Source organism: Pseudoalteromonas sp. Cn5-37, assembly GCF_021532495.1.
In the GTDB taxonomy this organism is placed as follows: Bacteria; Pseudomonadota; Gammaproteobacteria; order Enterobacterales; family Alteromonadaceae; genus Pseudoalteromonas; species Pseudoalteromonas simplex.
Map to the genome: position 1 here is coordinate 99,860 of NZ_JAKGBA010000005.1, position 25,962 is coordinate 125,821.

A 25,962-nucleotide genomic window follows, 5' to 3' on the forward strand; every position below is an offset into this window, starting at 1 on the left:
ATTAAAAGTTACAGTTAATGACACAAGTCCAAGTTCGCGATTTCATCGCTCATAATGTTGCCTGCCAGTGCTTCGTAATCCATGAACAAACACATGTTTTGATAGTCCTCTAAAACACAAGCTTCTAAGAATTGCATTTCTTCTTTGGTTGGCTCGAATAAGCGACCGTCGTCATGCCAGCCTTGAATCTGCTCTGATACGCCTATCATGATTTTGCGCTGAGCCTTGATGTCTGTTTCAGTCAAAATCTGTGATGTTCCTCGACGAGTGATAACAACTACGGCATCCCATGCAACGCCTAAAATACGGTTTGCTGGTTGGTCGCCGTATTTGGTGGCAAAGTAGGGCGACTGGGTTTCGCTTCGGCTAATCTCACCTGTGATTTGGTCAACAATGTCAGGTATCTGGTAATGCAGTCTTAGCGTTTGATCTTTACGTTTAACTTGTACGCCGCCCATTGCTAAACAAAACGCTTTCCAGTCAGATGAATCAGCGGCTTGACGAACCTTTTCTAAGGCATATTTTGATACGGTATCTAGTGTGGTTTTCATTGCGTTTGCAACCTCGCATTTGCCTTGTTCGCCTTGGCCTAGTCGTCTAAGTTCACGCCATAAACTGACAGATGGACCACCGATTTGTTGAAAGCGTCTAATGTTAAAAGTGCTTGCCCATGTTGATGCACGTTCGGCAGCATCAGCGGGTAGTACGTTAATTTCACCTGCTTGAGAACAAGTGACTTTATCAATACAATCACCTGTAACAGCTTTAGTAATGTATTTAGCAATGTAACCAGCCGCAGAGCCTTTATTTTTATTAATAGCAATGGCTTTAAAGCGAGTTGTTTTTGATTTGAATTCGTCTGGTGTATCTTGGGTGCAAAGCTTTCTAAGTATGTTACGTACTTGAGTTGCATCACCTTTTTCCATGAATAAAAGCATGTGCCAGTGTGGGCAACCGTCATGATGTGGTTCAACAACTCTAAAGCCGTAAGGTCTTAAATCTTGCTTAGCGAATAGGGCGCGGGCACGTTTCCAGATATCGTTAAAATATTCTTGTGCTTCTTGGGGTGTTGAGCCGTTATATTTTTTGTTCGGTATGCCAGTATGGTGTACTGAATGAAAACGACTAGGCGCTGATAAAGTATAAAACTCACCACGATGACCATGCATATCGGCTAGTTCTTCAAAACCACGAATACGAACCATGAGTTCGGCAGCTTGTTGTTTACCCGATGTATGCGAACGTTCAATGATAGATTGAAGTGTTTCAAATTCTTCAAATGGATTTGATTCATTAGGAACAACAAATAAATCAGACATAATTTGCTCTGATTTTCGTTTTCTATCACGGCGGTTCTGGATAGTTGGTTGTGATACATACGCACTCGCTTTTTTATGAACAAGTCTTAAATCACGCGCTAATTGTTCGATGGTTACAGCTTGGATTTTGCGTAGTTTTCTACGCCACCAAATAGGGTCTGCAAGACGGTTAAGAGCCCCAACTAAAGATGTTGCTGATAAGGTTGAACAGTAAGGTGAAACGAGAACCGGTGCATCGATATTAAATGAATTTGCTAATTCTTTTAATTGTGCAAATACATGCAAGTTATGACCATTTTTAGCGATTTTAAGCTCGCAATAGCGAGCTTTTTGCTCTGCAATATCGCAAAGTTCATCATCAGAGACAGATAAATTAATGTGTCCGAACTTCACATTTCCAAGTTTTAACGCTTCATCTGCACGCTTTAAACGGGCGTTTGCATCGGCTAAATTGCCGAATTTCTCAGCTAAAAAGTAGCCCGTACTAAGCATGTGAGCAAGGTTAGAATGACGTTCAAAGATACGATTTCGCCAACTTTGATAGTCGAAAAAACGTTCTTTCATTGGCTTAGATAAGTTCTCGAAAACATCTTTTGCCGTGTTTGCAGGGTGCAAATTTGCCGTTAAATTCATTGCAGCATTTAACGGGAAAACTTTAGCGTATTGGGTAGATGATAGTGCGGTCATTATCTAGTCCTTACTATCCATATATGAATCTTTAAGTGTTTCGTTAACAGCCAAAAGTGCAGCAATAATTACAAACAAGTAAAGGCCGAAGAAAATAGTTAGAGTAACTGGGTCAGGAATATCGATTGAGAATGTATCGAGTAAATATTGAGATAAACTTTGGTTTAGCTCATGTAATTTAGTGAAACTCATATCCGTATTCCTTGTTAAAATGACAAACTGTCAACCTTGAATGTTGGTAAATCTAGCATTCAGTTTTGACAGTCGTCAACTTTTTATTTATCAAGAATGACAGTTATAATTAAGTAAGTGAGGAGAACGCTATGAATTTTAGTTACGAACTAATTGAAAAATATAAAGAAGTTAAAGGTTACACTCAGGACAAACAAGTTATTTCAGATTTCACTGAATTTAACTCAGGTAATATGTCCCAAATTAAAAAAGGTAATCGTCATTTAACTGCGAACCAGTGCATCGCAATGGCTAATGCTGTTGGTATGGATCAAAAAGAAGCTTTACTAAAACTTGCTATCGAAAAATCAAAATCCAAGGAAGAAGGTAAGATCTGGTCGGATATTGTAAAAAAGATTAGTGCGGCATGTGTAGCGCTAACACTTGTTGCAGGACTAGCAAACGCTCCAACTGAGGACGCTTTTGCGTAATAGCGGATAGCCCATAAATTACGTTATGTTAAATTGCATGAAATAATGAAAAATGGGAGTTAGGTTACTAACTAGCCCACTTTTAGAAGGGTTTGAAATAGCTTAATTTAGCTCAGAATCTACCCAAAACTTAGTGCCTTTAAGTACCGCTTGTAACGCAAGGCCATTTTCGGTTAAGGAATAAACAGTTACTTGGTCGGCAATTGCTTCGGCAACTAAAGCGCCACCTTTATCTTCATATTTTGCTGCTGCATCTGCATTTCCACCGAATGCCCAACCATGTTCAATAAAGCGATTTACTGCTGCTTGATTATGAAAAACCATAACAACATTAAAGTCTTTAACACCTAAACCTAAGCCTAAACCTGCTTCACCCATATTCATGTAAGTTGATTTACCGGTTAGGTTGTTTTTAACAACACCGTAACCACCGCCAAAGCTGGCTAAAACAACATTTACATTGGCATTATCAAAAACCGCGTAACCAGCAGAATTAGCAATTTGTTGTTTAACATCAGGTTTTTGAGCGTAAAGCTCACTTAATGTATTGTTTTTCATGCTTTGTACTAAAGCACGTTTTTCATCGGGAGATGCACTTCCTGTTGTAGCACAACCAGTTACAATTGTAGTGATTAAAACTAAACTAATAGCGATAAACTTTTTCATACATATTCCTTGAATATTAGTATGGCAATCTAGTTAATGTTGCAAATACTATAGATATATTAAGTCCAATACTAGACAGTATCGGACTTTATGGTAATCTTATAACTAGCTATTTTACAAGATATTACATCATTATGCTCGTTGCTCTCGTCGATACACTAAAACAACTGCGTTACCAAATTGCCCATCTTGAAGATGATACTCTTGCAACAGAATATCCAGAACTTGAACACTTTATACATCAAGTTGGATTGACTGTTGCTGAATCAAAAAATGACTTAGCTTTTGTTTATCAGTTTTTATATGTGTATGGCCGAAAATCAGAAGCCACATTTAATCGTTTTCGAAATGAGCTTGAGCGTTTTTGTTTATGGTCGTGGTTGGTTGCTGAAAAATCGGTATTTGATCTAAAACGTGAAGATATTGAAGCCTATGTTGATTTTATGGTTGAACCAGATTCAGCCTGGTTATCAAGTTCAGTGCAATGGCGTTATAAAGATGAACAAGGCATAAGACGACTAAATACAAATTGGCGCCCTTTCATCAATAAAGAAAATATTGCTAGCCAACAAACACTCGCAGCTATGTTTACAGCTTTAAATGTTTTTTATAAGTTCGCAATTTTAGAAGAAAAAACCTTTGCTAACTTTGTACCGGTTGTTAAAAAGAATAGCCCTTACTTAGTTGTGCAATCGCAAATTAAAATTCCCGATACACTTAGTGATATTCAATGGGAATATGTTTTTGGTGTTACTCGTGATTTATGTGAACAACAACCTGATTTAGAAAGAAATTTATTCACACTTGCTTGCTTAAAAGGATTGTACTTACGAATATCTGAGTTATCCGAGCGCCCTCAGTGGTCACCCGTTATGTCACATTTTTGGCAAGATAATGATGGTTTTTGGTTTCTAAGAATTATGGGTAAAGGCAATAAATTACGTGATGTTACCTTAAGTGAAGATTTTATATCATATCTAAAACGTTATAGGCTTTACCGTGGTTTACCTGCCCTGCCCCGCGTTGATGAAGCTGAGCCGTTAGTTCATAAAATTCGTGGTAAAGGTGGAATGACTGTTCGTCAAATTCGTCGTTTGGTTCAGCAAAGTTTTGATTTAGCAAAACAATCTCTTTTAGATGACGGCTTTAAAGATGATGCGGAACAACTTGAAGCGGCCACTGCTCACTGGTTAAGACATACCGGTGCAACACACGATGCCCAAACAAGACCTCTTAAACATTTATCTGAAGATTTAGGTCATGCAAAAATTGCTACGACAGATCAAATTTATATTCAAACAAATATAAAAGAACGTGCAAAGTCCGGAATAAAAAGGAAAGTTTAATGGAATATACAATACTGGCGTTAGTCGGTTTAGCTTTATTATTTTACTCACTGACGATTCGGCAATTAGAGCGAACAGAAATTACCGGGCCAATGTTTTTTGTGTTGGTCGGAATTGCAATGTCTTACTTTTTGCCGAGTGAGTTTAAGTTAGGCGAAGCCGGACTCAGCGACATTTTACCTTTGGTAGAATTAACCTTAAGTATTTTTTTATTTACCGATGCCGCCAAATCAAAACTCCCCGTATTAAAACATAGTTATCAGTACCCTGGCCTGTTACTTTTTGTGGCTTTGCCGATGACATTACTGTTAGGTGTAGCTGGTGGGTTGTTTTTCTTTTCGGAGTTATCACTTTTTCAATCTGCCTTGATCGCGATTATTTTAACACCGACTGATGCCGCGCTTAGCAAAGGAATTTTAGAATGCACATCGGTTCCAGAGAAAGTTCGCGAAGGAATAAATACGGAAAGTGGTTTGAACGATGGCCTTTGCGTACCCATCTTTTTAATTTTACTTTTATTAGCTCAAAATCCAGAAAGTGCTGTAACGACAATTGATACTTTACTTGTTTTTGCAAGAGAGTTAGGTGTAGCACTTATTGTTGCAGGCGTGTTGATGGCCGTGTTTATTCCACTTTTAAAAATAGCATTAGCACGTCATTACTTTGCAAATAATAGCAGTCCATTTTTATTAATTGGCTTAGTCATGGCTATTTTCTCTTTAACACAAAATTTTCATGGCAGTGGCTTTATTGCTGTTTTTGTTTCGGGGCTTTTATTTGATTACTTAGCACCTAAAAAAATTCGTTCAACACTAGTTAAAGACTCTGAGCATATCGCTGAATTTGTTGCGCTACTAATTTGGTGTTTATTCGGTTTTGTATGTGGTCACTTAATTGTGAATGATATCACTTGGCCAATTGTTTTTTATGCATTATTAAGTGTGACGATTTTTAGAATTGTGCCGGTACTCCTTTCACTTATGTTTACTAATCTAAATTTCAAAGACAAATTTACTTTTGCGTGGTTTGGTCCTCGAGGTTTGGCGTCTATCGTTTTCACTTTAATGGTGATGGATACAGCAATTGAAAACAAAGAACAAATTGCCACAGTAACATTAACAACCATTTTATTTAGTGTGTTCATTCATGGCATGAGTACCAAGCCCATCGCAAAAAGTTACCAATAAAAAAGGCGCATTGAGCGCCTTTTTTATTTTTACAACTTAAAGTAGCTCTGCAATTAATTGCAGTGGATGCTTTGGTTTAAATTTTTCATAGCGTTTCACTTGGCTACGACAAGAAAAGCCAGTTGCTAAAATAGTTTCAGGCTCATTACTTGAAATAATTGGTTGCCAACTCATTTCATAAAGAGCCCGTGAATTTTCTTGGTTTTGTTTTTCATGGCCGTACGTTCCTGCCATACCACAACAACCCGTACTGGTAGTTTCAAGCTGTAAATTTAGATCAGCAAAAATGGTTTGCCAAACTTTAGATGCATTCGGCATTGCTGTTGTTTCAGTACAATGACTCAACAATTTAAATGGCGAACTCGTTGTAGTGGCAAGAGTAACTTGTTTAAAGTTTTGCGTTTTAAGCCATTCATGCGCAAGCTCAACTTTAAAATCTCCACGGTTCTCTTTTAAAATTGACACATATTCATCTCGGTAACACATAACCAAAGATGCATCGAGCCCAACTAAAGGAGCATTGATTTCACTGAGTGAATTTAAAAACTCAGCTGCATTTTTTGCTGTTGTTTTAAATTCATTTAAAAACCCTTTTACATGCTGTGCTTTACCATTAGGTTTAAATGGTAATAGCATAGGTTTTTTGCCTAACGCTTTAATGACTTTAATAAAGCTTTCGACTAATTCGGCTTCGTAAAAACTCGTGAATGGATCTTGTACTATCAGTACATATTCAGCTTGTTGTTCTTTTGAAAGCGAATTAAGTAATTCAAAATTAAATTGCTGATCTTTTGAAATACGTTTAGAAAGTTGCGGTACGCTTAAACTTGGCGTATCAACATAACCAATGGTATTTTTAATTAATCCTGAAACAAGTTTTGTATTTACTATTGGATTTACCACTTTAGCAAATTTTGCCATAACCGGCGCAGTTTGTTCGATGCCTGCTACTAAATAATCTTTTGCTGGTCGAGCATAATAACTGTGGTAAAAATTTAAAAAGCGTGAGCGAAATGTTGGTACATCAACTTTTATTGGGCATGCAGTAGTACATGCTTTACAAGCTAAACATTCATCCATTGATTCTTTTACTTCATGAGAGAAATCATAAACGCCTTTTTTCTTATCGCGACTATGTTGATAGCGCTCCCACCAAGTGATCACTTCACCATTAACTAATTCTTTTTCGATATTGAGTAAATCAATATTTTCAGACTCTTGAAGGCGCAACCACTCGCGCATTAAACTTGCGCGACCTTTAGGTGAATAACGGCGGTCACCTGTTACTTTATAAGATGGACACATTGGTGATTTTTCATCGTAGTTAAAACACAGACCATTACCATTACAGGTCATCGCGTTATTAAATTCTGTTTTAACATCGATAGAAATTTCTTTGTCGAACCAGGCACGCTTTTGATCGTCAACAGAAACAAGTGAGTCTTTACTTTCAATTGGCGTACAGATTTTACCTGGGTTTACTCTGTTATTTGGATCAAATGCCGCTTTGATTTTTCTAAGTTGTGTAAATAAATGCTCGCCGAAAAATTCAGGGCCATATTCACTTCGATACCCTTTGCCATGCTCTCCCCACATCAAGCCGCCATATTTGGCAGTCAGTTTAACGACTTCATCTGAAATATGGCGAAGCAATTTTTCTTGTTCAGGGTCACACATATCGAGTGCAGGTCGTACGTGTAAAACACCAGCATCAACATGGCCAAACATACCATATTGAAGGTTGTGGTTATCGAGAAGTTCACGAAACTCGACTATAAAATCGGCTAAGTTTTCTGGTGGTACTGCAGTATCTTCAGCAAAAGCTAACGGTTTTTGACTGCCTTTTACATTTCCTAAAAGGCCCACTGACTTTTTACGCATTGCATAAATTTTTAATATATCAGCTTTGTCATTCGTTAACTGATAACCGATCACGCCATTAGTTTGTTTTTCAACACATTCATCGAGTAGCTTACAAAGAGTGTCTACTTTATCTTTAATGTCTTCTGGTGAAACCGCATTAAACTCAACCATGTTGAGCCCTTGCATATCTTTGTTTTCAACATCGGTTATTAAGTCCGATACTGAATGCCAAATGATATCTTCTCGAGCAAGGTTAAGTACTTTGCTATCGACTGTTTCTACAGAAGTTGCATTTGCTGCAACTAGAAATGGTGAATGACGAAGTGCAGAATCAAAGCTATCGTATTTAATATTGATTAATGTTTTAAATTCAGCAATGGGCGTAATATTTAGTTTTGCTTCAGTAACTATACCTAATGAACCTTCGGAGCCAGTAATTAATCGGCTCATATCAAAGGTTTGTAAATCATCAGAAAAAATATGTTCTAAATCGTAGCCGGTCAGAAAACGGTTTAAACGTGGGAATTTTTCTAAAATAGCGTCTCGATTCTCAAGGCCAATATCAAGAACTGTTTTATATAACTTACCTACTGTCGTGTTTTGTTCAGCAATTACTTTTGCTTTTTCAATAGGCATAGGGGTTGTTGACATTTCAGTGCCATCAACAAGATAAGTTGTTAGGCCTAAAACGTGATCACTTGTTTTGCCATAAACCAAAGAGCCTTGACCTGATGCATCTGTATTTATCATTCCACCGATTGTTGCACGGTTACTTGTTGATAAATCGGGCGCAAAGAAAAAACCGTAAGGACGCAAAAAGTCGTTTAATTGGTCTTTTATTACACCCGTTTGCACGCGCACCCAGTTTTCTTCGACATTGATTTCTAAAATTTCACGCATGTAGCGAGATAAATCAACAACTATACCTGGGGTTAGCGATTGACCATTAGTACCTGTACCACCTCCGCGTGGACCAAAAGTCAGTGATAAAAACGGATCACGAGAAGCAATTTGCATAGCAAGTTGTATGTCTTTTGCTGACTTTGGAAAGATGACACCTTGAGGTACCTGTTGGTAAACGCTGTTATCGGTTGATAAACTTAAACGTGTAGAAAAGCTTGCATCGGTATCACCACTAAAACCTTGTTTTTGTATTGTATCTAAGTAATTAGAAACGAGTTCTGTGGTGGCTTGTTGTTGGCTTATTGTTGCTATCATGACGGTGATAAATTAAGGCATTTTGCAAATTATATCATGCTAATAGCTAAGATAAATTGAAGATTTTACAGTTTGTAACACTCTTTTTATCGATTTCGGGGGCAATACTTTTATACTGCGTATTAAAGCAGCAAATGAGATAGTCAGATGAAAAAAATTGCATTAATCAGTTTAGGTGCCTTGTGCATGTTATTGGGTTTAGTTTTTGTTATTATTCCCGGACCGTCGCTGATCTTCTTTATTGCAGGACTTTTCTGTTTATCTTTTTACTATCCTAAAGCGCGTGATTATTTAACCTTGTGCCAAAAGGCTCTGACTAAGTCATGTGCTTATATCGATAAAAAACTTGCTCGCTGATTTAAAGGGCAACACGCCCTTCGAAGTTACAAAAATGCCAGCTAAGTGCTGGCATTTTTTATATCAGAATCATTATTTTAATTTAATAAAGTACTTAGTCGGCTAATTTCTTAGCAAGATATAACCAAGTTTCTAATACTGTATCTGGGTTTAGAGAAACAGAATCAATGCCCTGCTCAACTAACCAAGCTGCAAAGTCTTCATGATCTGAAGGACCTTGACCACAAATACCTACGTATTTGCCTTTTGCTTTAGCAGTTTGAATAGCTATTGATAATAGTTTCTTGATTGCAGGGTTACGCTCATCAAATAGATGGGCAATTAAACCTGAGTCACGGTCAAGACCTAATGTTAACTGAGTTAAGTCGTTTGAACCGATAGAGAAACCATCAAAATATTCTAAGAACTCATCTGCAAGTAACGCGTTTGATGGTAATTCACACATCATGATTACTTTCAGACCATTTTCGCCACGTTTAAGGCCATGTTCTTCAAGTAATTCAATAACGCGCTTACCTTCTTCAAGCGTACGAACAAATGGGATCATGATTTCAATATTAGTCATACCCATTTCGTTGCGAACACGTTTAATCGCTTCACACTCTAAAGCGAAACAGTCACGGAAGTCTTCAGAGATATAACGTGCTGCACCACGGAAACCAATCATTGGGTTTTCTTCTTCCGGCTCATATTGCTGGCCGCCAACAAGGTTTGCATATTCGTTTGACTTAAAGTCAGACATACGAACAATTACACGCTCAGGTGCAAACGCACAACCTAGTGTTGCAATACCTTCAACAAGCTTAGAAATATAGAATTCTACAGGTGATTCATAACCTGCCATCATTTCTGAGATTTCAGCTTTTAGCTCGTCAGATTGAGCATCAAAATTAAGAAGTGCTTTAGGGTGAACACCAATCATTCGGTTGATTACGAATTCAACACGCGCAAGGCCAACACCGGCATGAGGTAAGCGAGCAAAGTCGAATGCACGATCAGGGTTACCTACGTTCATCATAACTTTCATTGGTAATTCTGGCATTTCATCAACACGTGATGTAAGTACTTCGTAATCTAAAATACCTTCGTAGATATAACCTGTGTCACCTTCGGCACACGATACAGTTACATCTTGGCCTGCTTTAATTAAATCAGTTGCATTACCACAACCAACAACTGCAGGAATACCTAATTCACGAGCAATGATTGCCGCGTGACAAGTACGTCCACCACGGTTTGTAACAATCGCAGCGGCACGTTTCATGATTGGCTCCCAGTCTGGGTCAGTCATGTCAGTAACTAGAATGTCGCCTTGTTGTACTTTGTCCATTTCATCAATTGAATCTAGTACGCGTACAGTACCAGAACCAATCTTGTGACCAATTGCACGGCCTTCAGCAACAACTGTGCTTGTACCATTTAATTGGAAACGCTCCATAACGTTAGCGTCTTCGTTTGAACGAACTGTTTCTGGACGTGCTTGAACGATGTAAAGTTTACCGTCGTTGCCGTCTTTTGCCCACTCGATGTCCATTGGACGACCGTAGTGCTTTTCAATAATAACAGCTTGCTTTGCAAGTTCTTGAACTTCAGCATCTGTGATTGAGAATTTGTTTGAAAGTGACGAATCTACGTCAACAATTTCAACTTGCTTACCATGTGATTCATCCGCTGAGTAAATCATTTGGATTGCTTTTGAACCAATGTTACGGCGAACTACCGCTGGTTTACCGTTAGCAAGCGTTGGTTTATGAACATAAAATTCATCTGGGTTTACAGCACCCTGTACAACCATTTCACCAAGACCATAGCTTGAAGTTACAAATACAACATCTTCAAAGCCAGATTCAGTATCAATACTGAACATAACACCTGAAGCTGCTTTATCTGAACGAACCATGCGTTGGATACCAGCTGAAAGTGCAACACCACGGTGATCATAACCTTGGTGAACACGGTAAGAAATAGCGCGGTCATTAAATAGTGAGGCAAACACGTGTTTGATTGCAGTCATTACTGCATCAATACCACGTACGTTTAAAAACGTTTCTTGTTGTCCTGCGAATGAAGCGTCTGGCATGTCTTCTGCTGTAGCAGATGAGCGAACTGCAAATGAAACATCTTGTGATGCGTCGCCGTGTAGTTGGCTATATGCGTCGCGGATGGCTTGGTCTAGGTTAGGTTGGAATGGTGTATCGATAATCCATTGGCGGATTTCGGCACCGACTTTAGCGAGTGTATTTACATCATCCACATCCAATGTGTCTAAAATATCGTGGATTTTTGAGTTTAATCCAGATTGCTCTAGAAACTCATTGAATGCATCAGCGGTTGTAGCGAAACCACCTGGCACTTGAACACCAGCGTTAGCTAGGTTTGAGATCATTTCACCAAGTGAAGCGTTTTTACCGCCAACACGAGGAACATCTTGCATACCAAGCTCTTGATACCAGAGAACGTATTCTTGCACGGATCTTTCTCCATAAACAAATTGTAGTACTAACTGTGAGAGTTAAGAAAGAAAACCTTCTAAAAAGGTCGTAGTCATTCTACACTGGCAACAGACCTCACGTAAACCGTGAAGCCCCTATTTTGCAGATAAAGGTAATAAAAAGGTTAAATATGAGAACTGCATTTTATATTTCTGATGGAACAGCAATCACCTCTGAAGTCTTTGGTCATGCGACCTTATCTATGTTTCCTGTTGAGTTTAATCACAAAACAATTCCTTTTGTTGAAACAGAAAAAAAAGCAATTGAAGTTAAGAACTTAATTAATTCAACAGCGCAACGTGATGGAGAACAGCCACTCGTGTTCTTCACTTTTGTAAACCACGAGCTAAGTGAAATTATTAAATCGTCTTGCGCGGTGTGTTATGACTTTTTATCACAATACTGTGATAAAATTTCTCAAGAGTTAAAAGTTGCGCCAGTACCAAAGGTTCATAGAACGCATTCGATGCACGAGAAAAGTTATGATTTTCGTATTGATGCGGTTAACTATGCGTTGACCAATGATGATGGCGCTAACATTAAAAACTATGCTGAAGCCGACATTATTTTAGTAGGTGTTAGCAGAAGCGGTAAAACACCAACTAGTTTATACCTGGCATTACAATATGGTATCAAAGCGGCGAATTACCCGCTGACAGAAGATGATTTAGAAAGAGGCACCCTGCCTGAGTGTTTAAAAGCTTACAAACATAAACTTTTTGGTTTAACGATTGACCCTGTTCGCCTTGCCGATATTCGCCAGCGTCGTATGGCTAATTCAAAATATGCGTCTTTAAAACAGTGTCGTATCGAAGTGCGTGAAGTAGAAATGCTTTATAAAAAACAGAAGATTCAATTTTTAAATTCGACTCATCATTCAGTAGAAGAAATTTCTGCAAAGATTATATCTGATACTGGTCTTGAAAGACGTAAGTACTAACTTATTTTAGTATCGGACATTAAAGAAGGCTGCAATATGCAGCCTTTTTTGGATAACTCTTAGTGTTACTTACGTGCGTCTTTTAATAAATCAGCAACTAAGAAACCTAGTTCTAAAACTTGATCTGCATTTAGGCGTGGGTCGCACTGAGTGCGGTAGCGCTGTGCTAAATCTTCATCAGATAAGCCATATGCACCACCAGTACATTCAGTCACGTGCTGGCCAGTCATTTCAAGGTGAACACCACCTGGGTATGAACCTTCAGCTTTGTGTACTGCGAAGAACTGGCTAATTTCACGAAGAATATTATTAAAGCTACGTGTTTTATAACCTGAGCTCGCTTTCTCAGTATTACCATGCATTGGATCTGAGCTCCAAATAACTTTACGGCCTTCTTGTTGTACTTTACGTACTAGTGCCGGTAGTTTCTCTGGCAGTACATCAGCACCCATTCGCGTAATTAACGTTAAGCGACCTGGAATGTTATCTGGGTTAACTGCATCGATAAGTTTGATTAGCTCATCTGGGTCCATACCTGGCCCAACTTTCACACCAATTGGATTTTTAATACCTTTAAAGAATTCGATGTGTGCATGATCAAGTTGACGTGTACGTTCACCAATCCAAACAAAGTGTGCAGAACAATCGTACCAATCACCTGATAAGTGGTCACGGCGTGTTAGAGCTTCTTCATAGCCCAATAATAACGCTTCGTGGGATGTAAATAAGTCTGTTTCTTTTAAGCTCGGTGCAACGGTTGAGTCGATACCGCACACTTCCATAAATTCAAGCGCATCTTGAATTCTGTCAGCTAGCTGTTGGTATTTCTCTTTAAGCGGATTTGCTGCAACAAAACCCATGTTCCAGCGGTTTACTTGATGTAAATCGGCTAAACCACCTTGCGCGAATGCGCGTAATAAATTTAGCGTTGCAGCACTATGATGATATGCAGTCATCAATCGCTGTGGATCAGGTACTCGGGCTTGCTCTGTGAATTCAAAATTATTGATGATATCGCCACGGTACGAAGGTAATGAAACACCATCAATTGTTTCGTAATCTGATGAGCGAGGCTTAGCGTACTGACCTGCCATACGCGCAATTTTAACTACAGGGCATTTACCACCATAAGTTAAAACAACGGCCATTTGTAAAAGTGTTTTAAATGTATCGCGGATGTTTGCGGCATTAAAGTCACTAAATGACTCTGCACAATCACCACCCTGTAATAAGAAGGCTCTACCTTCACATACAGCTTCTAGTTGTTTGTATAAGCTACGCGTCTCTTCGGCAAATACCAAAGGTGGTGCGCTTTTTAATTGCCCTTCAACAGATTTAAGGGCTTCTTGATCTGGGTACTCTGGCTGCTGAAGTATCGGCAGTTTTCTCCAGCTGTCTGGGTTCCACGATTGCATGTTCTTTCCTCATTCCTAACATAGACCATTTACGAAAACTAACTTATTGCACGTACTAAGTTCAAGGACAATATTCAGCTATTTACGATTATTTCGTTATTTGATAAACAGATTCGATATTAACTAGCAGATACTTAGCATCTTTCCATTTTGAAACAGTGAGTTATAGAGCTTTTTTTGTTTAACAATTAACCTAAAGGACAAGAACACATCTTACCAAGATTAAGGCCTAGTGTAACCTCTGCTTTACACACTTATATTGAACAATTTATATCTAACATTGATCAAGTTGAAAACCTGTACTAAGTAGCATAATAAAGAACACATCATACGTAAATTAACTAATAAGTAAGGTCAGCATTGAAAATAAATTTATCTATTAATTTTCAGAGGATAAGGTTAAAATTGAATAAATGTTAAGTAAGATGTGTTCCTATGAGTACAAAGTTAGAGATACGCAGTCAGTTTGATTTAGTCAGTGAATTGACTCATTTGTTTTGTGAAGAATTAAAAGAAGTGGGTTTTGATAAGGCTTCATATTATCAACTGCCAGATATCGATGTAAACGACGAAAAGAAAGTTCCTTCTTCAATTAGTGTACATAAAATTGAAGGCGATGATGCTCATAAATTAATTCTAAATTCCTTTGGTGATTTTTATAAAAAGTCAGGATTAAGTAGTCGAGTATTAAAAAGGCATCCAGGCTTATTAGTTTTAAAAGATGTCGATAAGCAACATTTCATTGCAAGGATAAATCAATTAAATAAAGCCAAAGCTGATTTTAAAAATAGTGTTATAGCTATCGATAATAATGATGCGAGGTTTGAAGCTGTTCACAATGCTGTTCCAAATCTCATTACCCTTGCAGCATATCGTAAGATCCATTTTGAAACTGAATCGCCCTACTCTGTTCGTTTTACTTGGATGCACAAACACGCAACTAAAACGCTAACAAAAAAAATGGCCTTAGCAATGTTGGATAAATCGGCTAGTTATTCTAACCCAAGAATGATCGACCAACACGCTTGGCAAGCGCTAGTTGCACAAGAGCAAAGTCGAGTTGCAAGTTTAGGTGATAAAGAAAAATTGCGAATTCGTAGACCAACAAGAGTTAGCCCACAAGTTAATGTAAGATATACAGCTAAAAATCGATATCATGTTAGTGCTGCTTTACCTTTTATTTTGATAAACCCAGAACCAGATGTAAAACTGGGTACATTAACTGATTATCAAAAACCTGAAAGCCACCCTCGAAAAAGAGAATATGATTTCTTAGTTGATAGACTTTACTTAGAACAAGTGACAGATTGATTATGTTAAAAAGGCCACATATGTGGCCTTTTGCATATAGTAAGTAAGTATAAAAGAAATTAGTCTTCGACTATTTCTTCAATTTTATCTTCATCGATTAATACCGCATTCTCAACAATGCGTTTCCCACCTTGAATTTCGATTCGTTTATTATGCTTATTAAGCGTAAGAATCTCATCACAAAATTGATCAGATGGATGCATTTCATATGTGTAATCAATAATATTACCCGTTTTGTCATCTTTGACATTGGTAATGTTATATTCAGAGATTGCACCTTTCTCAATTAAGTCTTTCATTGTCGTAGTCATATCACGACGCAAAGCTTTTAATTTATTCTCGGTAATTTCGTCTGTTGAATAAATAGAGCCATATTTTTCCATAATCGATAATAGTCGGAAATGGTAGGTCTTACCCGGTGCCGCATAACGCCATAAATGATATAAACGAAGCATCATCCAACGAGATAAACCACGTTTTAATTCTTGAGCACTATTAAAGTAGTAACCTTTGTATTCAAGGTTATCGATCATGTTATGAACGAAGGCATTCAAACAAGCCACACATTTTACGTTACCACCTTGACCTTTTTTTCCACTAAAATGAAGTGACGATAAAAAGTTCATGTTCGATTCGTAAAATGAGTCATCAATATCAGAGTTACGCGTATCTGTTGCTGAATATTTGAAAGAAAGTTTAGAACCTTGTAATGCTTCTAATGATTCTTTGATTTGCGGATAAGGCATTGACTGGCCAACCGCTTTCAGTTCTTGCGCTAATTCATTCATTGAAAAAACAACTGCGTATTGAATGCCAGACTTAAAATTGATTTTTACAATTTTACCTTTAGAGGCTAAACGAATTAAGGCACGTTCGACTTTTTCTTCTCGATCAGATGGCCAAACAAGATATTCAACATCTTCACCATCTTTTCTTGTGCTTACTACCGCAGGTGTAATTTTGATTTCGCCATCATAAAGAATGCCGTCTACTTTTTCAGAGATTCTTCTTGTGACGATGGTTTTCTTTGGTGCTTCTTCAACCGGAAGCTTCTTATGACCAGAACGGACAAAACGTCCCCATAAATCATAATGATTAAATGTATTTGAGTAAGCTCTCAAACCATGTGCAGCATTTTCAATTGAAACACGCACATCTTTGTTGTCTGTAAATAGTGCAAGGCTTTCATTATCTATTGCACTTTCCACCCCGTGGATCTGCCCGCGTAATGTATCGGGTAAGTTATCTACCGAGATGTTGACCTTTCGGCTCATTGTTCTTATTTCCAATTTTTCTTCGACAGTTAATAACAACACATAAAACTTCAAAAGTTAAATGTTTAAGTTAGTATAAACTTGATCCGATCATAATTTATTTCTTCGGATCAGTTTTATACTAACTGTTTCGTAATTGCTGATTTTCAGATCAGATTTTTACTAAGTTATAGTTGATAGGTCGCAATTTTACTAACTCAGTTCAATTTATGTCCTGTTAATCACCTTTTTAAAGCAAATTAACACGACAAAAATTGCTTTTTTAAAACAGCATGTGGATAAACAGCTCTTTAGTTAGCATAGATCTGATCTGTACCAACTATAGATCAGATCCATACCAACTTAACGAGCATTTTAGTTATCCTCTCAGTGTATAACTTTATAATTTAGTTAGTAAAAGTTTGATCTACACAAGCATTTTTGTGTGTAAAGCAGTGACTAAGCTGTGCATAAGTCGAAAGCTCATTTTTTGCTTAGTAATATGCTGATCTGCGAGTCATTATAGATCTGATCTTTACCAAGTAAAAACACGATCTGGCTTTTTAGTAAATATTCAATAAAATCAGTAATATATTTCACTATTTTAGCATCTTAACCTTATATACCTATATACTTAACCGATATTAAACTTACTTATTTATACTTAGCATCAGTAAAGTTACAAATTTTTATTAAATGTCTTATAAATAAAAGGTATGTCGTCTTAAATACTTGTTTACAGCAATTTGAATGGACATTATACTTAAAGCATAACTTTGAGGAAGAAAGTATGTCTATCAATAATAATGCGCTAGCCACTTACAGGTTACTAAAAGCGACAGCAGAAGTTGCTGAAAAATCGCTAGAAGGACGTATTCAACATTATCGTGCCCATTTAAAGTCTGAAGAAAAAGAACTTCGTACTTACACGCAAAAAGCAGCCGCTGACTTATTAGGCTGTAATAATCGCACCTTGAAACGACGTCATGATAATGGTGACTTTGATGAACTAAATATCAAACGTGGTGCTAATGGTCACTACGCATATACCTTGGTAAATATTTTTGCTATGGCTGATATCATGGATATAAAGCCAGATCACCGTACCGTTGATGATAAATTACAAGTTATCGTTATTAACTCATTAAAAGGTGGTTGTGGTAAAACGACCAGCATGGTGAACATAGCCGCTGCACTTGCTACTACCAACATTAAACGATACAGAATTGGTATCATTGACCTTGATCCACAAGGTTCTTCATCAAGCTTTTTCCCGCCTAGTGAACCAGATCCAATCACTGTGGGTGACTTAATGCGTGACTGTATTGAACTCGATGAAAACGAAACCTGGGATGAGTTAGTAACTAACTCTTTCTTAGCTACTCATATACCTAATATCCGTATATTGCCTTCAGGCATGGATGACTTTTATTTTGAGCATGAAACAGCAACTTTATTAAAAGATAGCTCTAGTTACGATAAAACACGCCACTATCATAAATTGCTCGAAAAAGTAATTGAACCGGTAAAAGATCAATTCGATATTATTCTAATTGATACAGCCCCTTCTCTTAACTTTATGTTTTATAATGCATTAATGGCTTCTACCTCGATGCTTATTCCAGTTCATCCTGAAGCTGTAGACTTTGATGCAAACAATAAATACTTAAAACGATTAGGCGAGATTTACCATACAGTTGCTGCGCTTGGCCACCAAGGTTGGGATTTCATGCAATTCTTAGTGACTAATTATGTTAAGGGTAACCATTCACAGCGCGATATTGTTAAAGATGTTCGTAGTGCATTTGGTCGTCAAGTAATGAGTTACCCAATCAATCATAGTTCAGCAATTACCGCCAGCTCATCTTCTTTTAATACTATTTTTGATCAAAAAACGTCAGACAGCTTAGCTAGTCGTGAGTCACTACTTCGTGCGCAAGAAAATATCAAAGATGTGGTTGATGAACTAGAAATGTTGATCCGTTCTAATTGGCAGTCAACTCAATCAACGCTAAATTCAGCTAAGTAAGGTAATTAATAAAAATGGCTAAAAAACGTAAAAACGATACCAGCTTAGACCCTTTTTCAACGTCTATCGAAAGCAGTAGTTTAGATGCTTTGCTAGAACAGGCTTCTGCTGGTGATGTTATCAGTATGCCTGCTCCAAGTGATCCTACTCGTCAAATTACTTTGGTGTGCAAGGTTATCCCAAGTTCAGAAATTGAAGCTAAAACAAAAGTTTATGGTAAAAACCGCCGTGTGCAATCATTATTAAATGAAAAGTCAGTTGCAGATATCCTACCTGCAATTGCCGAAGACGGTCGTAATCAGCACCCTGCCCTATGTTGGGATAAAGGTGACGAAATGCTTGTATTAGCAGGCTCTCGTCGTCGTAAAGCATGTATTTTAAGCAATTCTGATTACTTAGTTTTAAGCTCGGAAGACTTTACAGATCAAGATGCTAAAATACTTGCTGTATCATCTGATCAATACATTGCCCCGAGCCTATGGGAGCTTGGTCAAGCGTATCAACAAACCCGTGATGAGCTTATTGCTGAAGGTAAAAAAGGCTCTTATCGTGAGATTGCGGCAATTGAGGGGGTATCACACACAGCTATTGCTGATGCTATCAAAGCGTATGAGAACCTACCTTCAGAGGTTTTAAGCCTTTACCCAACAGCAAATCATGTTGGCCGTGAAGTAGCTAAAAAGCTTATTAGTGCCAAAGAACGAGATGAGCAGTTGTTTACCAAGCTTGTAAATGACGTTAGTAGTGATAGCGAATTAGCGCAAATCAGCAGCGATGATAAACGCGCTCTGGCAATTACTAAGCTATTAACTGCTGAACCAGCAGCGCCTAGCCGTCGTGAAGCACTTATCGACAGTGAGTTTGTTAGCGTACAGCGTAATATTAAAAGCGGTGATTTATCTGTCAAAATCGATAATAAAGTGATGACAGACAAACGCTTAGAGCAGCTAACTAAATTGTTAAATAGCTTTAATTAGTTAGTAAAATAATGATCTCTCACGCTTTTACAGTTAGTAAAAGCGTGATCTCCCCTCCCCTTTCGTTAGTAAAATAGTGATCTTTGGTTGGCTAATTTGGTCATTCTTACACTCTCAGATCAGTTTTTTACCAACTAATCGCCCCTTTACAGTTCTGTTACCCTGTAAATTTGTTTGCTTAGTAAAAAATCGATCTGTAAAGCCCCTTCCTTGTTATTAACCTGTTTATATCTTGTGCGATTGTTGTTTGTTAAATGCTCAGTATGCCACTTTTCAACTTTGATTTTATTTTAAAGCACTTTTTTACTAACTAATCAGCTCCAACCAGTCCAATATTGCCCAATAGTGCTTTAGCTCTGGGCCGATAGATCATATACTGGCAGAATTATTTTTTGTTTTTACTGCCAAAAGCGTTATGTCTGCTAACTTATCCAAAAATGACTTATTAGCTATCTTTGAAGAAATCAAACAAGAGCAAGAAACTCAGTTTCCTCTGTCTGAGCGCTTCATTAAACAGCTGTTTAAGCCACATGTGTTAAGTAAAGCAAAAGAGTATCACCAGAACGGCCAAATCAATTGGTTAGAACATAACAGTGATTTTAGTGTTATTGATGCATCTATGTTTGGTAACGAAGGAAATACCTTCACTCAGCATATTGAGATCAGTAAATTACCAAGTGGCTTTTCGGTCGATTCGCATTGTACTTGTGGCTCTAAAACCAAATGCCGTCATATTGCGGCTGTGCTCCTAAAGCTGAAAATTGAACATTCAGGTGACTATGGCGAAGATTACATCATTAATGATTGGTTTAGTGAGCTAAAAACGCTTAAGCAAGTTGCTAGTGACAATGCCAAACAGGTTTTATTATTTGTTTTTGATGTAGAGAAATCTGTTGTAACCCTTACTCCTAAAATTGCTAATTACGATCCTGAGCATAACTATACGCTTGGTCGTAACCTTACCGAGCAGCAATTAAATAGTTTTGTAACCCCCACTGATTTATTAGAATCGGATTTTCGTTTATATAGCTGGATCCGTTCTCAAAATGCCCTTGGAAAACTAGAGCTTAAAGGTCAATGGGGCTTTGCAGCACTACAGCAATTAATTGCCACCCAGCGTTTGTTTTTAGGTCGCTCTCGCCAAGCAATTAAAGCTGATAGCATGCAAGCACTAGAGTTTGATTGGAAACAAAACAAAGACTTAACATCGTTGAGCATGACGCTTGCTGGTCAAGATAATTGGTTATTGTTAAAAACAACCCCTCCTACTTACCTTGACCCTGAAAAGCTAAAAGTGGGCCGAATTCGTACTCCGTTAACGGCAGATGAGATTGCTTTACTTGCCAATATGCCAGCTATTCACACAGAGAACTTTGACCGCGTTTATCAACAACTCAATGATAATTTTGGTGAAGGTGTGATCCCTCATGCACTTAAGGAAAGCAAAAAAAGCCTAGCTCGAACTGTATTCCCTGTCATCAGTATTAATAATGACGAGGGCACAATCCGCTTAGGATTGCAGTTTAATTATCAAAACTCTTTGTATGATTTAAGCCAGGCGCCAGCTGATATATTAAACCAGTCATTAGAAAACACCGTTGTAAATGAATTAACTAACCTTGGCTTTGAATTATGTAAAGGGGCTTTACAAACTGATTTTATCTTTAATAAACAATCAGTTATTCATGAGCACTGGTTAAAGTTTGAAATAATTCCAAACTTATTAAAACGCGGTTGGAAAATTAATGATGAGTTAGGCGTAGGCAAAGTTCTAAAACAACTTTCACTGCAAGTTGAGCGAGGTAAAGGTCATCAGATAGTTAGTAAAATCGTGATCTCTGGTGTCAAAACTCAGCAACTATTTGTTACAGATAATAATACTTATCAGTCACTTAACAGACAAAGTGAACGCTTTTATTACTTTACTGTAGGAAAACGCTTTGCTGTGGTTGAAAAGGCCGCGATGATGCAGCTTAATGATTATCGTGAACGTTTTGAGCATATTAAAACCCGTGACGAAATCTTAATGCCTTTATCGTTTTTGCCTAAGCTTATTGAGCAAAAAGAAATTAAGGTTAATATTGTAGACGATGCACTCGATGCTTATTTATCTGAACTGAATAGCTCGCAACAGCTTATTAAAAAGTCCGATATTCAAGGCTTAAACCAAGGTGTGCAATTACGTGAGTATCAACAACACGGTGTTGATTGGCTTAACTTTTTAAAACGTCATCAACTTGGTGGTATTTTGGCTGATGACATGGGGCTAGGTAAAACCTTACAAGTTATTGCCTTTTTAGCTAATGCCAAGCAATCACCACAAGCAGGCCCCACGTTAATTGTTTGCCCAACCAGCTTGGTTGGTAACTGGCAAAGTGAAATTAATAAATTTGCCAGCAACTTAAAAATTACGACTGTCTTTGGTGCTGCGCGCAGCGACCAATTACAACAGTTGTCGCAAGCAGATTGTATCTTAACAACTTACCCACTACTAAAGCGGGACATTGCCTTTTATTCGCCGCTGTATTTTGAAAACATCATTCTTGATGAAGCGCAATATATCAAAAACGATGCCGCGCAGGTTTCGCGGTTAGTTAAGCGCCTTAATGCTGACTTTAAGCTCTGCTTAAGCGGCACGCCTATTGAAAATAACTTATTTGAGCTTAAATCTTTGCTCGACTTTGCAATGCCTTCTTTGCTTGGTTCGCAAACACATTTTAAGAGTTATTTTCAAACGCCTATTGAGCGTGATAACGATGTTGCCCGTGCAGATGAACTTAAATCGTTGATCATGCCATTTATCTTGCGTCGTACTAAAGCTCAGGTAACGCAAGAGCTACCAGAGAAGACTGAGCTAGTTAAAGAGTTTGAATTTGAAAGCAAACAAAAAGAAATTTACTCAGGTATCACTGAATCTTTAGAACAGAAATTAGTTGACCTATTTGCGCAGCAAGGTGTGCAAAAAAGTAAGCTTGCCTTTTTAGATGCATTATTAAAGCTAAGACAAATCTGCTGTCATCCAAAATTGATCGATCCTAGTTCACAGGCTGGCAGTGCTAAGCTTGAGTGGTTATCAAAGCATTTGCCTATTATGCTTAGCGAAGGACGTAAGGTGATTATATTTAGTCAATTCACCATGGCACTTGATGTGATAGCTGAGCGATTAAATGAACTTGGCATCCGCTTTAGTATGCTTACAGGGCAAACGCGACATCGCGACCGTGTAATTGAAGAGTTTACTCAAGGTGATACATCCGTATTCTTAATCAGCCTTAAAGCCGGCGGCACCGGATTAAACCTAACTCAAGCCGATACAGTGATTCATTTTGATCCTTGGTGGAACCCTGCCGTTGAAAAACAGGCGACAGATCGTGCCTATCGTATTGGCCAAACTAACCCTGTGTTTGTTTATAAATTGATTATGGCTAACTCAATCGAACAAAAAGTATTTAAAATGCAGCAGCATAAACAAGCCCTTGTTGATGCATTATTTACCGAGAAATCAATGAGTTTTACTCAGTTTGATGAAGAGCAAATGCTTGCACTGATAAAAAATTAAATTTTTTTAAAGTTTTTTTGAACTAATCAAATTTTGGGGCGTCTATTATTATGCTTGTTGTTAAATTGCAGTTTACATAAGCATTATGTTGATTTCCCATTTGGTTACTAAATTTTAGTAATGTTAGAGCCAGCTCACCTTGAGCTGGCTTTTTTTATGCCTAAACCCCCTACTCTGCTGAGCGCTAATTCGTTATGATGATGTGTCTTTAAGTTATTGAGTTTTCATTATGATTACAGAGCTAATTGCACAGATTAATTGGCAAAGTGGTGTGCTTGGTGCTGCTGTAGGTGCTGTTGCAAGTGGTGTTATTTTTGCCCTACAAAATAGTCGCTTAAAAAATCAGTTAACCGAACTTCAAAATAGCCAGCAAATCCTACAAAATCATTTAGAACAAAAGCAGCTGCATCTTGAACAAAGCCAGCTTACACTTTCGCAGTTACAGCAAGATTACGCAGAACAACGTGATGAGTCTCAACACTTTAAAACCCGCTTTGTAGAACAAGAAAAACAAGCACAACAATATAGTCAGTTTTGGCGCAAGGTCGAAGCTGAACTTGCTGATACAAAAGCTGCACTTAATCAGCGCGATGTTGATTTAAGTACCTTACGAAGCACAGTTGAGCAAAAAGAACTGCATTTTAAAGAGCAGCTTAGCCATATCAAAGAAAGCAAAGAGCAACTCAAAAAAGAGTTTGAAAATCTCGCTAATCAAATCCTTGAAGAAAAATCGCAACGTTTTAAAACCTTAAATCAAGAAAGTATTGAGCAACTATTAAAACCTGTTCAGGGTGAGCTAAAAGGCTTTCGCGATAAGATGGAATTGATCCACGTCGAAGATCTAAAGCAGCGTGCAGCGCTAAAAACTGAGTTATTGCATTTACAGGCTAAAAGCCAAGCCATCACCGAACAAGCTGATAGGCTGAGCACCGCATTACAAGGGCAAAAGAAAACCCAAGGTAATTGGGGTGAGTTAATGCTTGAAAATGTACTCGACAGCGCTGGGCTGCGTGCTGGAGTAGATTATCAGCGAGAAGTATCGTTTAACACCGAAGATGGCCGTTTACGACCAGATGTTGTGGTGTATTTGCCTCAGCAACGTCATTTAGTTATCGATGCTAAAACCTCTTTAAACGCGTATACACGCTATGTAAATGCCGATACAGAGCTTGAGGCGCAGCAAGCGCTAAAAGAGCATGTTATGGCGGTGCAATCACGTATAAACGAGTTAGCAAGCAAAGCCTACGACAGACTACCCGGTATTAACTCACCAGAAGTGGTGATCATGTTTGTACCAATAGAGTCAGCATTTGTTGAAGCGCTTAAGTACCAAAGTGATATTTATCAGCAAGCAATCGAAAAAAACATTTTAGTTGCTACGCCAACGACCTTATTGACTAGCTTGAATATCGTAAAACAACTGTGGCGTTTTGAAGAGCAAACTAAATACTCAAAAGAGCTTGCCGCCCGTGCTGAGCGTTTTTACAACAAGCTCAATGGTTTCCTAACCAGTATGGAAGGGGTTGGTAAGCAGTTAGACCGCGCCAAAGAAAGCTATGATAAAGCGTTTTCTCAGCTGTACCGCGGTAAAGGAAACTTGATTAAGCAGGCCTCTGAGTTCAAGGAGTTGGGGGTTTCTGTTCAAAAAGAGTTACCCACGGAAACTGTTGAAAAAGCCCAATTAGAGTTAGATTAATATGCAGGTTTTAAAGCGTATCGGGTTTGTTGTTTTGGCATCTGTATGTTTTGCAAGTACTGTCAAAGCTGCAAATTATGATTACGACAGCCAACTTAATAAAGCGTTACACGCTAATAAACTCGTTGCGATTGGTGATGTTCATGGCGGCGAGCATGTTGTTACTAGGCTTATAAAATACTTAGATGAGCCTAGTAACTGGCAGCAGCTTGATGATCTTGTCGTTGAATTTGGCAATGCGCGGTATCAAGATTTAGCTGATCAATATTTGTTGAGCAAACAGAATATAAGCATTGATGACGTAAGGCACATTTGGCGCGACACCTTGTATTTTATGGCATGGCAATATGATGTTTATGAGCAATTAGTTTTAAAGTTAAAACAGCTTAATAGCACCCGTGAACATAAAGTTCGTCTTGTCCTTGCTGAGCCTGCAATGAACTGGCAAACCCTCTCTAAAGAGGATTGGCAAAAGCTAGAGCGTAGCCGTGAAACTGGCTATTTAGAGGCTATAAATCAGCATGTTGTCGCTAAGCAGCGCCGTGCAATCTTACTCTTTGGTGCATTTCACACGTTTAAAAAGCCGATAGTTATAAGCAATCAAGCTTCGCCTTTTAGTTCTGTTATTGCATTACTTGAGCAGCAAAAACCGGGCTCAACATACACTGTTTGGCCTGCGATGAAAAACGATGGTCTTGCATCATCATACCCTGCGGATAGCTTGATCCCTTTGTCGGCTAATAGTTCGTTGAATAAGCCGTTAGCGTCAATGTCTAAACGCTTTGCTACAAGCAATAGTATTAGCCTTGCGGATGTTGTAGACGCCTATTATGTGCTAAAAAACACTGACAGAAACGCGCCATTAAGTGATGCGGCTTTAAATGATCTGGCGTGGCATAAAGAGTTAAAACGTCGTGCTGAAATAGTGTCACCAAGAAGTGCTAAACAAATCCACTCTTGGCTTAGCCAACATAACTAATAAAAA

Annotated in this window: 18 protein-coding genes; 11 read left to right on the plus strand and 7 right to left on the minus strand. The window is 38.1% G+C overall.

Annotation, left to right across the window (positions count from 1 at the left end; genetic code table 11):
- Window positions 1-14: 14 nt before the first annotated feature.
- Together L1266_RS09380 and L1266_RS09385 are read right to left on the minus strand one after the other, a co-directional pair.
- Window positions 15-2,006 (minus strand): replication endonuclease, encoded by a 1,992-nt coding sequence (locus tag L1266_RS09380; protein ID WP_235377400.1) that lies wholly within the window; start codon window positions 2,004-2,006, stop codon window positions 15-17.
- 3 nt (window positions 2,007-2,009) lie between these two features.
- Entirely contained in the window at window positions 2,010-2,198 is a 189-nt protein-coding gene (locus L1266_RS09385; RefSeq protein WP_235377401.1) for a hypothetical protein, read from the minus strand.
- Between the two features lie 131 nt (window positions 2,199-2,329).
- On the opposite strand from L1266_RS09385, the gene L1266_RS09390 reads away from it, so the two are divergent.
- Window positions 2,330-2,668: a DUF3693 domain-containing protein gene (locus tag L1266_RS09390; RefSeq protein WP_054554905.1), complete on the plus strand. Its 339-nt coding sequence runs from the start codon at window positions 2,330-2,332 to the stop codon at window positions 2,666-2,668.
- A 102-nt stretch (window positions 2,669-2,770) separates the two neighbouring features.
- On the opposite strand, the gene L1266_RS09395 is transcribed toward L1266_RS09390, so the two are convergent.
- A complete protein-coding gene (locus tag L1266_RS09395; RefSeq protein WP_235377402.1) occupies window positions 2,771-3,334 on the minus strand; it encodes a YSC84-related protein in 564 nt (187 codons plus the stop codon).
- Between the two features lie 134 nt (window positions 3,335-3,468).
- Between L1266_RS09395 and L1266_RS09400 the strand changes: the two genes are divergently transcribed.
- Both L1266_RS09400 and L1266_RS09405 read left to right on the plus strand, forming a co-directional pair.
- Window positions 3,469-4,680 (plus strand): tyrosine-type recombinase/integrase, encoded by a 1,212-nt coding sequence (locus L1266_RS09400; RefSeq protein WP_194441132.1) that lies wholly within the window; start codon window positions 3,469-3,471, stop codon window positions 4,678-4,680.
- Complete coding sequence (locus tag L1266_RS09405; protein ID WP_235377403.1) at window positions 4,680-5,867, plus strand: cation:proton antiporter; 1,188 nt, start codon at window positions 4,680-4,682, stop codon at window positions 5,865-5,867. The genes L1266_RS09400 and L1266_RS09405 overlap by 1 nt, the downstream gene beginning before the upstream one ends.
- A 36-nt stretch (window positions 5,868-5,903) precedes the next feature.
- Here L1266_RS09405 and ydiJ read toward each other — a convergent pair whose 3' ends face one another.
- On the minus strand, window positions 5,904-8,948 hold the full coding sequence (ydiJ, locus tag L1266_RS09410; RefSeq protein WP_235377404.1) for a D-2-hydroxyglutarate dehydrogenase YdiJ: 3,045 nt from the start codon (window positions 8,946-8,948) through the stop codon (window positions 5,904-5,906).
- Between the two features lie 147 nt (window positions 8,949-9,095).
- Here ydiJ and L1266_RS09415 point away from each other — a divergent pair, with 147 nt between their 5' ends.
- Window positions 9,096-9,305, plus strand: a complete 210-nt coding sequence (locus L1266_RS09415) for a PGPGW domain-containing protein (RefSeq protein ID WP_054553331.1) — start codon at window positions 9,096-9,098, stop codon at window positions 9,303-9,305.
- Window positions 9,306-9,399: 94 nt separating this feature from the next.
- Here the strand turns inward: L1266_RS09415 and ppsA are convergent, their stop codons facing one another.
- On the minus strand, window positions 9,400-11,775 hold the full coding sequence (gene ppsA / locus L1266_RS09420; protein ID WP_235377405.1) for a phosphoenolpyruvate synthase: 2,376 nt from the start codon (window positions 11,773-11,775) through the stop codon (window positions 9,400-9,402).
- Window positions 11,776-11,927: 152 nt separating this feature from the next.
- On the opposite strand from ppsA, the gene ppsR reads away from it, so the two are divergent.
- On the plus strand, window positions 11,928-12,737 hold the full coding sequence (gene ppsR, locus L1266_RS09425; protein WP_235377406.1) for a posphoenolpyruvate synthetase regulatory kinase/phosphorylase PpsR: 810 nt from the start codon (window positions 11,928-11,930) through the stop codon (window positions 12,735-12,737).
- 65 nt (window positions 12,738-12,802) lie between these two features.
- Here the strand turns inward: ppsR and L1266_RS09430 are convergent, their stop codons facing one another.
- On the minus strand, window positions 12,803-14,152 hold the full coding sequence (locus L1266_RS09430) for a class II 3-deoxy-7-phosphoheptulonate synthase (RefSeq protein WP_054563102.1): 1,350 nt from the start codon (window positions 14,150-14,152) through the stop codon (window positions 12,803-12,805).
- A 435-nt stretch (window positions 14,153-14,587) separates the two neighbouring features.
- Between L1266_RS09430 and L1266_RS09435 the strand changes: the two genes are divergently transcribed.
- A complete protein-coding gene (locus tag L1266_RS09435) occupies window positions 14,588-15,463 on the plus strand; it encodes a DNA replication terminus site-binding protein (RefSeq protein WP_054553335.1) in 876 nt (291 codons plus the stop codon).
- Between the two features lie 59 nt (window positions 15,464-15,522).
- Here the strand turns inward: L1266_RS09435 and L1266_RS09440 are convergent, their stop codons facing one another.
- Window positions 15,523-16,737, minus strand: a complete 1,215-nt coding sequence (locus L1266_RS09440; protein ID WP_054553336.1) for a hypothetical protein — start codon at window positions 16,735-16,737, stop codon at window positions 15,523-15,525.
- 769 nt (window positions 16,738-17,506) lie between these two features.
- Here L1266_RS09440 and L1266_RS09445 point away from each other — a divergent pair.
- The 5 genes from L1266_RS09445 (at window position 17,507) to L1266_RS09465 (ending at window position 25,956) form a co-directional block, all read left to right on the plus strand.
- Window positions 17,507-18,745, plus strand: coding sequence for an AAA family ATPase (locus L1266_RS09445; RefSeq protein WP_199528876.1), 1,239 nt, complete (start codon window positions 17,507-17,509; stop codon window positions 18,743-18,745).
- A 14-nt stretch (window positions 18,746-18,759) separates the two neighbouring features.
- Window positions 18,760-19,722 carry a transcriptional regulator gene (locus L1266_RS09450; RefSeq protein ID WP_138617231.1) on the plus strand — a complete coding sequence of 321 codons (963 nt, stop codon included), beginning with the start codon at window positions 18,760-18,762 and terminating at the stop codon, window positions 19,720-19,722.
- Between the two features lie 415 nt (window positions 19,723-20,137).
- Window positions 20,138-23,281, plus strand: coding sequence for a DEAD/DEAH box helicase (locus tag L1266_RS09455; protein ID WP_235377407.1), 3,144 nt, complete (start codon window positions 20,138-20,140; stop codon window positions 23,279-23,281).
- A 229-nt stretch (window positions 23,282-23,510) separates the two neighbouring features.
- A complete protein-coding gene (rmuC, locus tag L1266_RS09460) occupies window positions 23,511-24,977 on the plus strand; it encodes a DNA recombination protein RmuC (protein ID WP_166341024.1) in 1,467 nt (488 codons plus the stop codon).
- A 1-nt stretch (window position 24,978) separates the two neighbouring features.
- Window positions 24,979-25,956 carry a hypothetical protein gene (locus L1266_RS09465; RefSeq protein ID WP_235377408.1) on the plus strand — a complete coding sequence of 326 codons (978 nt, stop codon included), beginning with the start codon at window positions 24,979-24,981 and terminating at the stop codon, window positions 25,954-25,956.
- Window positions 25,957-25,962: the final 6 nt, after the last annotated feature.